Here is an 11,969-nt window from a genome sequence, read left to right on the forward strand (position 1 = left end):
TATCGCCCGTAGTTTCCAGACGGCCCCCCCCCCGTTGATATTCTTTGCGTGTTCGCAGCCGCGTGCGTCATCCGTCATGCCATTCACGGGTCGATAGCGTCTTTACCCATGCGGATAACGGCATCGCGACATTGCGGTCCGCCGGGCTCGTTGCGACCTGGTCCCTGTCTCGGCCCAACTCAGCGAGCCGGGAAGTAGTGGCCGTTATCCAGATCGGCGAGCAGGTTTGGCTGAGTGGGTTCCCAGCCGAGAACCTGGCGGGTGATGCGGTTGGACGCCGGGAGGTTTAGCGTGACCAAATTCGTCAGGAACCCAAAGTATCTAGGCAGCATCAGTACGTCCGCTGGAATGCTCACTGCCGACACGCCCAGACGGCGGCCAATCGCCTCGGCGATGTCGCGGAACCGGATACCCTCGCCCTCGACCCCGTGCCAATTTCTGCCAGCAGGACCCTTCTCCAGTGCGAGGCGGAACAAGGAAGCGAGGTCGCGGCTGTGCACGGCCGGCCACAGGTTCGTGCCGTCCCCAGGGTAGCCGATGACGCCCTTCTCTTTTGCGAGCCCGATTAGCAGGGAGAGCAAGCCAGCATCGGTCGTGCTGTGCGCGATGGGAGGGATCCGCACGATCGACGACCGTACGCCGCGCTCCGCAAGGCCGACGACGGCGAGCTCGACGACGTTGCGAACCCGCAGGGTGCCCTTGTACCGATCGCCGCCGGGAAGGGCTGGGTCCTCCTCGGTGGCTGGCCGGCCCAGATTTTCCCACCCGGGCGAGCCAATGCTCCCCGACACGACCAGCGGCTTTCCGGTTCCGGCCAGTGCTTCGCCGTATGCGAGCATGATCTGACGCTCCGCGGCGGCCACGGCGTCAATCCCGCCGGAGGGAAGCAGGTCTTGCCGGTGCGCGACGTGGATGACGCCATCCGACTCCGCCGCCGCGGCCTTGAGCCCATCGAGGTCGGAAATATCCCCGCGGCGCACCTTGGCGCCGAGCGCGGACACCGCCGCCGCGGACTCGTCCGACCTGGCCAGGCCGGTAACCTCGTGACCTGCGGCGATCAGATCGGGGATGATGTACGAACCAATATGGCCGGTCCCGCCAGTAACTAAAACGTGCATGTAACTGCTCCTTGTGGGTGATGTGGGCGATGTGACGCGAGAAGTGGTGGTGCCGATGCACTCAACCGAGCAGGCTGACGCCGATCGAGAAATTGGTGTGCTTGACGGAGTGGGTCAGGAGGCCCAGCGACAGCAGGCAGGCGTGCTCCAGCGTTCGCGCCATGGGCAGTTGCCCGACATCCATCGGGCGTAGTCCGAGGCTTTCGATGAACGCCGAGACGCGTGCCTGCGCCTGCGCGTCGTCCCCGGCGATGAACACGTCCAACGGGTGGCCCTTGGTGGAGCCGGCAGCCAAAACGTGGGAGAACAAGGTATTGAACGCCTTGACGACTTTTGCATCGGCAGGAGCGGCCTTGGCGATCTCGTTCGCGCCGGAACTGTCGCCAGCGGTCACTAAGCTTGTGTGGTCGGAGGCGACGGGGTTGGTGATGTCGACGAGGAGCTTGCCTGCTAGCGCTTCGCCGTACTGCTTCACCACGTCAAGGGCGGCAGAGTAAGGAATTGCCAGGATGACAATCTCCCCGGCCGGGACGTCGCCAAACGTTCCTGTCGTCGCACGGGCGCCGACCTGCTCCGCCAGTGCCCGTGCCTTCGCGGCGTCGCGACTCATCACCTCGACGGTATGCCCGGCCTTGGCGGCAAGGCCGGCGATCGCCATGGCCATGCCTCCTGCGCCGATGATGCTGATTGTGCTCATGTAATCTCCTGGTCAGTTGGAGGGCGCGCGTACTCGCGAAGAAGCCATGCCGCCATATTACTTGCAAAATACAAGTGATCAACAGAATTTAACTTGCACCATGCAAGCGATGTTAGGATATAGCTATGAAGACGACATCTAAAAAAGACGTGCGGTCACATTGCGCAGTGAACTACGGCGTAGAGGTTTTCGGCGACCGGTGGTCGCTCCTGATCGTTCGCGACATCGTTTTTGTGGGCAAGAGGACATATGGCGAGTTCCTGAAATCGGAAGAAGGAATCGCGACCAATGTCCTTGCATCCCGCCTTGCCTTTCTGGAGGAGCAAGGCATTCTCTCGAGAGCGCCCAGCCCCGACGACGGGCGTAAGGACTACTACACGCTGACCGAGAAGGGCCTGGATCTCATTCCGATTGTGCTGAACATTGTCCTTTGGAGCGCGAAGCACGATTCGAAGTCGTACGTGCGGCGTAGCAAAGCGTTTGCTGCTCGACTAAGTCAAAGCCCGATGGAGGTGAGCGAAGAGGTGAAGACGCTGGTCCGCAATGGCGGATGCATCTTTCCGGAGAGCCGGGAATGAGCAAGCCGGCAAGGGCACACTGTTACGTCGCAAGCCGAAACGGAAGTGACTCGGCAACATGGCGACGGCCCGGACCGATGGCCGAGACTACAGTCAACCGCAAATCGACTTGCACGTATCCAGTCGCGGTCGGCCGGATAGACGTCGATAACGGCTGAGTTCGCATCGCCCCGTGCGAACGGTATCAGCTCGGTTAGCTTCGCTTGGCCGAACATCGGGATCTCCGTTCCGGCTGGGCATTCGACGAGCGCGCGCCGTGCGAGGGGGCGATCCACGGCTGATCCACCGACTACCCGACCCGATGGCTGCGATGGCCAGCGCTACGCCGGCCCAGGCGCGTCGATCTGCGAGGCCCTTCCGTTGCATCGGATCGCGTGATGTCTGCGGTCATGACTCGTCAGTCGAACTTGACCAGGTCCTTGAAGATCAGTTGACCCCAGCTATTTCCGCGCGCCTGCACAAGCAGTCCACCTTCCGAAAGCCGGCCAAGCTTGATCGGCGAGAAACCGAGATTTCGCGCAAGCTCACCAATCTCCGTTGCCGCGTCGTCATTGTCGCTCGCCAGGAACACGACTCGCCTACCACCGTGTACGGCCGGACTTTGGTCAAGGACGGCAGCGCCCAAATGGTTGAAGCCCTTGACCAGTCTTCCTCCGGTGAAGGCCTGGGCGACGAACCTGGAAGAAGGCTGTCCTCCCAATTCCTCCGGGGGCACGCCGTAGGCATTGGTCACATCGACGATGGTCTTTCCCTGCCAGGTCGGCAGCGCCTTCGCGACATCCGGGTGCGACTCGAAACGGACAGCCAAAAAGATGATGTCCGCCTTGACGGCTTCCGTCAGTTTTTTGGGAATGATTTCAGGTCCGATCGCGGCCGCGGCGGACGCAAAGCTTTCCGGGTCGCGCGTGGTTGCCACGGAGACTTCGATGCCGCTTCGGGCAAACGCCTTGGCAAGAGCCTGGCCGATATTACCGAAGCCGATAATTGCGTAACTCATCTATTTTCCTTGGATTTTCTCCGCCCGACGGGCGCCGGATATCGAATGGAGTGACTGGCGGGGCATGAGGCGTCAGAGTTGCGCCAGGCCGCCGTCAACGGCGAGCTCGCTGGCTGTCATGAAGCTGCTGTCCGACGACGCGAGAAAGGCAGCTGCCGCCCCGATCTCCGCCGGATCGGCCATGCGCTGGAGCGGCGTCATCGACGCATAGATTTTCTGGCCCTCCTCGCCTAGCGCTTCCTTCGCGAGTTCGGTCGCAGTCGCCCCGGGCGACAGCACGTTGACCCGGATGCCGGTGCCCTTCAGGTCCTCCGCCCAGGTCCGCGCGAGGTTGCGCACGGCCGCTTTGCTCGCGCTGTAGGCGCTCATTCCCGGGGCACCCGTGGTGCCCGCGCTCGATCCAGTCAGGATGATCGAACCGCCGTTGCCCATCAGCGGCAACGCCTTCTGAACCGTGAAGATCGTACCCTTCACATTGGTATCGAAGGTTTCGTCAATGTGCTCGGCGGTGATCTTGCCGAGCGCAAGCTGGCTTCCCGCCCCGGCATTGGCGAAGACGACGTCGAGTGTTCCGCGCTCGGCCTTCACCGCCGCATAGAGTCGGTCGAGGTCGTCCAGATCGGAGACCGAGCCTTTCACCGCGCGGGCATTGGACCCAAGGTCGGCCACAGCGGCGTCGAGCGCTTCTTGCCGGCGGCCAAAAATGAAGACAAAGGCGCCCTCCTCGATGAAGCGCTTTGCTGCGGCGCGGCCTATGCCAGTCGCGCCGCCCGTGATGACTGCAACCTTACCCGCAAGCTTTCCCATGACCTCTCCTTTCGTGGCACCGGACAGCGCATCTGTTCCCATCTGCACCAATACGCTGTATCTTATGGATCACTGATCCACATCCCGATTCGAATATATGGATCACTGATCCGTTTGTCAAGAAAATCCATGCGAGCCGACGCCAGAAAAAATTACAGTCACCTTCTTGCTGTTGCCCGAGACGTCGTCACCGAACATGGTGCCGATGCGTCCATGCGAGATATCTCCCGCCGGGCCGAAGTTGGGTTGGCCACACTGTTGCGCCATTTCCCGACGCGGGAAGCCTTGTTCGATGCATTGCTGCGTGAGAATCTGGACGCACTGACGCAGAAGGCAGTCGAACTCGAAACGTCGTCACCACCAGACGAAGCGCTCGTCTCCTGGTTTCGCGAAGGGGTGGCATTCGTTCACAGCTATAGCGGCGTCACGGCCTTGATGGCCAGCGCCCACGAGGACCCGGACTCCGCCCTTTACGCTTCATGCGCAGCGGTGCACGAATCGGGCGCGCGACTACTCCTCCGCGCTCAGACCGAGGGAACGGCGCGCGCCGATATGGATGGGGTCGACCTGTTCGCCTTGATGTCGGCGCTCGGCTGGCTCGCCGACCAACCCTCGTTCGCGCCGCGGGGCGATCATCTCTTTGACGTTATTGCGAGTGCCATCCTGACAAATCGGCCTGGCAACGCTGCCAGGAAGGCAACGTGACGGCGTGCAACGAATCGTTGTCTGCATTGCGCCGGATGGCGTCCACAAGCCCGCAACATGACTGGATGCGCTGCCCGCGACGCTCGGCCAGGCAAGCTGCAGACATATGAATGCCTGCATGCTTAGGCGCTGCGGAGGCAAAGTCGGGAGGCGCCAGCTCAACCGCGCGTCAACGTAAAGCGGGTATCGCATGATGCGTCTCCACGGGCTCCTTTTCAGATACTCCACAGCCGTCGTCTATTCACGGCTTCTAGCGTCGCCCTGTGCTTCGAGCTTGAGTGCGACCTTCGCGATGTCTTCCAGAAGCTTTTCATGGGTGCGCCAGAAAATATCTGGCGCTGCCTGCGCCAACTCGATCCAGAGCGGCCCTTGCATCGTCTCTTCAGTCCAGAGGTGACAGCCGCGGGGTGTCGGGGTGATGATCCACGCGCGATAGGCCCTGGATTCTCTCGAAGCCTTCGGACCACCACCCCAGGCGATGCGGGCGATAGGGTCGAACTTCTGTACCGACACGAAGACGTCTTGGCCAGCCAGATTAGTTTCAAAGCGCGTGTCGGCTTGCAACAGCTCGTGTCCGTCTAACAGCTCGACATCCTTGACGCCTGGATAGAAACGAGGCCATGCCTTGGGATCAACAAGAAGGGACCAGATAGTTTCAGGCGAAACGGCTCGGCAGTGATTTGATCACGTTTCCGCTGCCTGGCGACGACCAGACGCCCGACTCACCGATCGAGTCGGTGCAGTACGCACGCAGTTGGCGGCAGCTACCCAATCGCTTAGGTTTACTCATCGTTTAGGCTTGTTCTCGACCCTCAACCGCCGTTCATCCCGGTGCGCTTGCATCGACCGGTTGAATCCGCCACCCTTCCCAGCCATTCGCTACGTCAACTTGACCGTCTCCAATGAAAACTACAGCGGCCATTGAATCTGTTGCGAAGAGACAGTCGATAGCTATTGGTTCGCGATGGGACGAAGCATTGCCTGCATGTCAGGCGTGGCCAGAAGTTTCCTGTACGCGGCCGGCGTCATGCTATTGATCATGAGACGCCCACTGATGTCGGCCTTGATGTACTCAACAGCAAGCAAAGCGATAACCGGGTTAGTGGTGAGGGTGGCTTGATCCGGCGTACGGTCACCGAACTCTGCCACTGCAGCATCGTTGTCGTCGGCGACCATCACGGCCAAGCGTCGGCCTGATAGTCTCAGCCTGGCACTGGCGCCGCATTCGGCCATGTCGTACGTATGGGGACCATTCAGGGCTTTAGTCCCATAGATGGCGACATGGGTGTCAATCCCTCGCGCGGCTGCCGCTTCAAGCAGCGGCCCCAACTCGTCGATTTCTTCATCCCAAATGCCCGCGAAGATACTCGCTTTCGCATTCGCGATGGTGCGGGCAAAGGCCTGAACGATGGGCTCCCTGCCGCTCAGTGACCAAACCAGACCGGGTTCCTGCTGCACCGGCAGGCGATCAAGCGCCGCCGCCGCCGAGTCGAGATCGGCATTGAAGCGCGTACGCAATTCATCCAGCAGCGCTGCGTGAGGCACGGCCGCATAGCGGACCGGTTCGGACCGATTGACCAGCACCGCCCCCCTGGCTTCAAGACGGGTCAGCGTCTCGTAGACCTTCGAGGGTGGCATGGCGGCCCTCCGACCCACCTCGGCACCGGTAATCGGAGTCTGGCCGACGAGCGCCGTGTACGCCTGCGCTTCGTATTGCGTGAAACCCAGACGGGTTAAGGAGGCGATCAGTTCGGAGTCTGCGGTCATGCGTTGATCTTTCCTGTTGGCTACCTGAATAACGACCATGGCACTTGATTAACTACCTCAGTAGTATACAATCATCGTCAACTACTACCCAAGTAGTTAGTCAGTCAAAACCATTGTGAGAGGAAGGTTCAGCATGCGTCAACTCATCAGCACGGGCTCCCCGTGGGAGCCCAAGGTCGGATATTCACGGGCAGTAGTCCTGAACGACACGATTTATATCTCGGGAACCGCAGGCCAAGGACCGGATGTGTATTCGCAGACCCGCGATGCGCTGGCAACCATCGAGAAAGTGCTCACCGACAGCGGTTTTTCCCTTTCCGATGTTGTCCAGAGTCGCCTGGTCGTCTCGGACTTCGAGCATTGGGAAGACGCAGCCCGCGCTCACGGTGAGGTCTACGGTGAAATCCGCCCAGCGTTCTCGCTAGTGCACGCCCTGCCTTTCGTGGAGGACACGATCCTGGTCGAAGTCGAAGCCGTCGCGGTCAGGACGAAGAAGTGAACGCCGGTGACAGGAATGCACGACTGTCGAGTACCGCAGTCGCGGTACTCGCCATTGCCGCTGGCGGAGCCATCGCGAACGACTACGCCATACAGCCGGCACTGTCCGATGTCGCACGCGACTTCAGCGTTCCCGTCACGCTCATCACCACGGTCGCGTCTTCAACGATGATCGGCTACCTCCTGGGGCTGGTGCTACTGGTTCCCCTGGTCGACAGGGTCAGCCCACGGGCACTCATCCCCGGACAGATGGGGGCACTCGCGCTTGCGCTGGTGCTCGCAGCCACAGCACAAAACCCGGCCGTGTTAATCGGTTGTTTCATCCTGGTTGGCGCAACCACGACAGTTGCGGCCCAGTGCAGCGCTGTCGTCGGCAAACACGCAGGACACGACAGGCGAGCACACAGTATGGGCACCATATCCGCTGGCATCTCGGCGGGAATCCTGCTCAGTCGGTTTGTTGGAGGACTTCTGACCCGGTGGTGCGGATGGCGCGGTGCGCTCCTCGTCTTCGCCGGGTTCGCGATTCTTGCCGCGCTGTGCTCGCGGTCTTTCCTGCCCGCAGAACGACCACACGGGCATGGCAGATACCTCGCCACACTGCGTACGATTCCATTGCTACTGCGCGAATCGGCACAACTACGCCGACGTACCTGCGCCGGCATGCTCTGGTTTTTCGCCTTCAACCTGATCTGGGTCGGCCTTGCTATCCGACTGGCTGCGCCACCGTATAGTCTGAGCGCTGCAGCCATCGGGCTCTACAGCCTTGCTGGCGTCCTCGGACTCTTCGTCACCCGCATAGCCGGTCGCCTCGCGGATCGTTTCGGTAGCCGTGCAGTCACGCTCATCGGACTGGCAGTAGCAGCGCTCTCGGCAATCTCGCTCACTGCGGCACTCGGCCACCCAGCCTGGTTGGCGACTGCGCTGGCTGTTTTCGATGCCGGATGCTTCGCTGCACAGGTGGCGAACCAGGCAAGCATCGTCGCCATCAACCCGGCACGCTCAGGCTCATTAAACGCCGCGTACCTCACGCTCTATTACGCGGCTGGCGCCATCGGCACGGCCATCGCGGGGACAATCGTAGCTAACGTTGGTTGGAGCGCTATCACCCTCATCGCGGCCACTGCGGCAGCGACCGCTGCGTCCATTAGCACCATCCCGTTGGAACCTCGCAGCCAATCACCCTGTAGCCCTCTATAGCGGAGACTTCGGCAACAACGTTACCGGTACGGCGCGCCCAATCACGCCCGCAGAGCTTGAGCATGCGGACGATTCGAAGTCGACGCTCGACGCATACCGGCGTGACCGTGTTGTACTTGCTTCGAGTATCTCGGCATGGGTGTGCGGGTGCCGAGTCGCCGCACCAAGGTCGACAGGAAAACCGCAAACGGCCGCACTCGGCTAGTCAGCAGTCGCTCGCGGGGTTACAGCGAACGCCTCGTCGTGGCCGAACCCGACCGTCGAAGGCCGCGCGGCGCTCGCCCGCTTGGTCGTCGCCGGGACGACATAGTCGGTTTATATTGCTGGAGTTCCAGCACGCTGGCACTGGCGTGGCTGACGACGTATACGGAACGATCGATTTTCTGACACCTCGCAGCGGTTACTGGAGAACGTCACGCATGAATCCGGACAACGCATCAACAGTCGCAATGGCACCCCGCACGAACGCCGACGGCGGCGCATCCGAGCCGATTCCCGCCATCGTCCCGTCACGAACCGCGCTGCTCGTCATGCATTACCAGACCGACATCCTCGGACTCTTTCCGTCGGTCGCGCCCGAGTTGCTCGCCAATACGCGCCGGCTGTGCGATGCGGCACGGGCCGGCGGCGTCGGCGTCTGGTTCGCGAATCTCCGGTTCAGCCCCGGCTATCCGGAAGTCAGCCCGCGCAACAAGAACGGCCAGGGCATCAAGCAGCTCGGCCTGTTCATCGATGACGGCCCGTCGCCGGAACTGGGCCGGCAGCCCGACGAGCCGCTGATCGTCGCGCACCGCGCGAGCGTGTTCTTCGGCACCGATCTGCAGGCAACGCTTGTCGCGCAGGGTATCGATACGCTGATCATGGTAGGCATCGCGTCGACCGGCGTAATGCTGTCGTCGATCGCCTACGCGAGCGATGCGGATTTCCGCCTGTATACGGTCAAGGATTGCTGCTACGACCCGGACCCGGTGGTCCACGAGCATCTGTTCGCCACCGCGTTCGAATCGCGCACGACGGTGCTGTCGCTCGCGGATGCGTTGCGGCTGCTGGCGTAACGGACAAGCCGCACCGCCCGGAACCCTCCGCCCGACGACGGCTTACCGCGCCGTTCCGATCCCCGCCAGAATGAGGTCGATGCCGGCCAGGGTCAGGCACGGCAAGGGCGTCCTGCTGGACTTCGATGCGGACCAGCCGCTTCAGGCACTGGCAAGCCGCTGGCACGACCGGATCGCGTATGTCGCGGGCGATGCGGAAGACCGGCTGGGATTGCGCGCGGTGCTCGTACGCCCCGACGGTTTCGTTGCATGGGCCTGTGACGAGGACGCGCGCGTCGACGCAGCAGCGCACGCGGCAGCACGATGGTTCGGCGAGCGCTGCCCGGCACATTGACCGCAGCCGCCCGTCACAAGAAACCGGTGTATATTGCCGACCGACAAGCCTGCATGCGCGCCGTCGATGGCGCGCCCGACACGATCGAATGCCCACGCCATCCACCCTGCCGACACCCGCCGAACTGAGCCGCACACTGCCGTTCGCGGCCGGCGCGCGGCCGTGGCGGCTCGTGCGCTATGCGTGCGTCGACTGGCTCGGCATCGTGCTGTGCTGGGCGGCGATCCGCTTCGTGCCGAATCCGTTCGTCTATGGCGCGGCCGTGCTGCTGATCGCGGGCCGGCTGCAGGCATTCGGCGTAATTTTGCACGACGCGTGCCATCTTCCCGTGCGGCGCATGACGCTGCCGCTCGCGCTCGTCGACGCGCTCGCCGGCTGGACCATCGGTTCGTCGATCGCCGCGATGCGCTATCACCACCTGCGCCATCACCGTGCAGTCGGCTCCGCCGAGGATCCGTATCTGCACCCGCTCGCCGCGCGCGGCGGCTGGGTGCAACGCGCGATGATGCTGCGCGGCGCGCTGCTGCCGGTCTGGTGGCCGCTGCGCGCGCTGATGGCGCCGCTCGCGCTCGCGTGGCCCGCGTTCCGGCCGTGGTACGCGCGCGGCTTCATGCAGGACCGCTCGCGCCAGGATTTGCGCCGTCACCCCGAAGTCATCGCGTGCGCGCGCGCCGACCTGCCGCATTGCGCGGGCTATCTGCTCGCGATCGCGGCCGTCGTGCACTGGAATCTGCCGTTCTTCACGTACTACGGACTGCCGTGGATCGTCGGCGGCATCATGAACGCGAACCGCGTGCTGCTCGAACACGATCACGTGGAGATCGGCGAACGCTCGCCGGAATCGATCTGGCGGATGACGCGCACGATGACGTTCGGCTGGATCGGCAAGCTCGTGCTGTATCCGCGCAACATCGGCTATCACCAGGTGCATCACGCGTATCCGGCGCTCGCGCTCGAGCATCTGCCGGCCGTGCATCGCCACCTGACCGACGGCACCGCATTCGCGCCGCCGCGGTCCGACGTGACCAGCCCTGCGCGCTAGACGCCCTTCCACGCGCTGCGCCCCATGCGGCGCCTATAGCTCGAACCGCATCACCTTCTCGCCGCACTGTTCGGCCGGCAGCGGCTCGCCGCGCTTCACCGCGTCGAGCAGCCGGTCGATTGCGACATGCACGATGTCGGCGCGCACGTTGTGCGGGCGAAAGCCCGGCGCGTTGTCGAGCCCCTGGCGGTGCGCGCGCATGATCCGCACGTCCTGCCGGATCACGAGGTGCGTGTACAGGTTCAGCAGCGGCCGCAGCGCGCGCAGCACCGGGCGCGGCAGCCGGAATCGATACGCGATGTACGTGTAGACGCGCGAACGGCGCGCATCGATCGGCGTGATCTGGCTGACGATCAGGAACCCGGAACGCTCGCCCCACAGGTAGTCGCAGCGCGTCACGTTCGGCGCGATGAAGCGGTCGACGTGTGCGAGCGGCACGCGATCGGGGTTCGTGAGCCAGTCCAGGCAGAAGCCGATCTTGTCGCCGCCGTCGTGGTACGTGACGGCGACGCTGTCCGGCGTCGCCGCGACCGTCGCTTCCATCGCCTGGCCGCGGCTGCTGCGAAAGATTCCGTCGTGCACGAATACCGTATGCGGCACGTCCATGAAGTTCTGCGCGAGCATCGCGATGTCGCCGTCGAACGTGTTGACCATGGTGTACGACTGCCACGGCGCGACGTCGCGGAACGGCATCCGGAAGATCGCGCGCGCCGACGGGTCGCCGGCGCCGAGATACACCCACACGAGCCCGTCGAGCAATTGCACGGGCAACGTGCGCTGCCGGAACGGATAGCGGCCGGGCATGCCGGTCGGCCGCGTGCCGTCGATGCTCGGTACATGGACGACCTGCCCTTCGCCGTCGTAACGCCAGCCGTGATACGGGCACACGAGCGTGTCGCTGTCGACCTTGCCGGCCGACAGACGCGTGCCGCGATGCACGCACTGGTCGATCAGCGCGGCGATCCGGCCGTCGCGCTGCCGGAACAGCGCGATGCCGGTGCCGAGAATCCGGACGCCGAGCGGCTTGTCGCGCGGGAGTTCGCGCTCGGTGCACGCGACAAACCATTGCTCGTGAAGGCCGTCGGCCGGCGGCGCGGGTTCATGCGCATGTGCCGCATCCCGCGATGGGCAATCGTGCCCGCATCCGCGTGGTTCGTTCATGTCGTTCATC

At 63.2% G+C, this 11,969-nt stretch carries 13 protein-coding genes and 1 pseudogene; 7 read left to right on the top strand and 7 right to left on the bottom strand.

Translation table 11 applies throughout. The features are described from left to right. Positions 1 to 179: 179 nt before the first annotated feature. Together BFF94_RS12130 and BFF94_RS12135 are read right to left on the bottom strand one after the other, a co-directional pair. Positions 180 to 1,118, bottom strand: coding sequence for an SDR family oxidoreductase (locus BFF94_RS12130; protein ID WP_219139380.1), 939 nt, complete (start codon positions 1,116 to 1,118; stop codon positions 180 to 182). A 61-nt stretch (positions 1,119 to 1,179) separates the two neighbouring features. Then, positions 1,180 to 1,815, bottom strand: a complete 636-nt coding sequence (locus BFF94_RS12135; protein WP_128846003.1) for an NADPH-dependent F420 reductase — start codon at positions 1,813 to 1,815, stop codon at positions 1,180 to 1,182. Positions 1,816 to 1,940: 125 nt separating this feature from the next. Between BFF94_RS12135 and BFF94_RS12140 the strand changes: the two genes are divergently transcribed. Further along, on the top strand, positions 1,941 to 2,393 hold the full coding sequence (locus BFF94_RS12140; RefSeq protein WP_128846001.1) for a winged helix-turn-helix transcriptional regulator: 453 nt from the start codon (positions 1,941 to 1,943) through the stop codon (positions 2,391 to 2,393). Positions 2,394 to 2,790: 397 nt separating this feature from the next. Here the strand turns inward: BFF94_RS12140 and BFF94_RS12145 are convergent, their stop codons facing one another. Next, positions 2,791 to 3,390: an NADPH-dependent F420 reductase gene (locus tag BFF94_RS12145; RefSeq protein ID WP_128845998.1), complete on the bottom strand. Its 600-nt coding sequence runs from the start codon at positions 3,388 to 3,390 to the stop codon at positions 2,791 to 2,793. A gap of 72 nt (positions 3,391 to 3,462) precedes the next feature. Continuing rightward, positions 3,463 to 4,197, bottom strand: a complete 735-nt coding sequence (locus BFF94_RS12150; RefSeq protein WP_128845996.1) for an SDR family NAD(P)-dependent oxidoreductase — start codon at positions 4,195 to 4,197, stop codon at positions 3,463 to 3,465. Between the two features lie 129 nt (positions 4,198 to 4,326). On the opposite strand from BFF94_RS12150, the gene BFF94_RS12155 reads away from it, so the two are divergent. Then, on the top strand, positions 4,327 to 4,902 hold the full coding sequence (locus BFF94_RS12155; RefSeq protein ID WP_128845993.1) for a TetR/AcrR family transcriptional regulator: 576 nt from the start codon (positions 4,327 to 4,329) through the stop codon (positions 4,900 to 4,902). Between the two features lie 237 nt (positions 4,903 to 5,139). Here the strand turns inward: BFF94_RS12155 and BFF94_RS12160 are convergent. After that, positions 5,140 to 5,559 (bottom strand): annotated as a pseudogene (locus BFF94_RS12160) (SRPBCC family protein); the annotation flags it as partial. A 294-nt stretch (positions 5,560 to 5,853) separates the two neighbouring features. Further along, entirely contained in the window at positions 5,854 to 6,669 is an 816-nt protein-coding gene (locus BFF94_RS12165) for a TrmB family transcriptional regulator (protein WP_128845988.1), read from the bottom strand. Positions 6,670 to 6,802: 133 nt separating this feature from the next. Here BFF94_RS12165 and BFF94_RS12170 point away from each other — a divergent pair, with 133 nt between their 5' ends. The 5 genes from BFF94_RS12170 (at position 6,803) to BFF94_RS12190 (ending at position 10,798) form a co-directional block, all read left to right on the top strand. After that, a complete protein-coding gene (locus BFF94_RS12170; protein WP_128845985.1) occupies positions 6,803 to 7,168 on the top strand; it encodes a RidA family protein in 366 nt (121 codons plus the stop codon). Next, on the top strand, positions 7,165 to 8,367 hold the full coding sequence (locus BFF94_RS12175; protein ID WP_128845983.1) for an MFS transporter: 1,203 nt from the start codon (positions 7,165 to 7,167) through the stop codon (positions 8,365 to 8,367). Before BFF94_RS12170 ends, BFF94_RS12175 begins: the two co-directional genes overlap by 4 nt. A gap of 419 nt (positions 8,368 to 8,786) precedes the next feature. After that, positions 8,787 to 9,422 (top strand): cysteine hydrolase family protein, encoded by a 636-nt coding sequence (locus BFF94_RS12180; RefSeq protein ID WP_128845981.1) that lies wholly within the window; start codon positions 8,787 to 8,789, stop codon positions 9,420 to 9,422. Positions 9,423 to 9,501: 79 nt separating this feature from the next. Beyond that, on the top strand, positions 9,502 to 9,756 hold the full coding sequence (locus BFF94_RS12185) for an aromatic-ring hydroxylase C-terminal domain-containing protein (protein WP_201260427.1): 255 nt from the start codon (positions 9,502 to 9,504) through the stop codon (positions 9,754 to 9,756). Positions 9,757 to 9,844: 88 nt separating this feature from the next. Next, complete coding sequence (locus tag BFF94_RS12190; protein ID WP_128845978.1) at positions 9,845 to 10,798, top strand: fatty acid desaturase family protein; 954 nt, start codon at positions 9,845 to 9,847, stop codon at positions 10,796 to 10,798. Positions 10,799 to 10,831: 33 nt separating this feature from the next. Here the strand turns inward: BFF94_RS12190 and BFF94_RS12195 are convergent, their stop codons facing one another. After that, positions 10,832 to 11,959: a Rieske 2Fe-2S domain-containing protein gene (locus tag BFF94_RS12195; protein WP_246637283.1), complete on the bottom strand. Its 1,128-nt coding sequence runs from the start codon at positions 11,957 to 11,959 to the stop codon at positions 10,832 to 10,834. Between the last annotated feature and the right edge of the window lie 10 nt (positions 11,960 to 11,969).

Origin of the sequence: Burkholderia catarinensis (assembly GCF_001883705.2) — a bacterium.
Taxonomy (GTDB): Bacteria; Pseudomonadota; Gammaproteobacteria; order Burkholderiales; family Burkholderiaceae; genus Burkholderia; species Burkholderia catarinensis.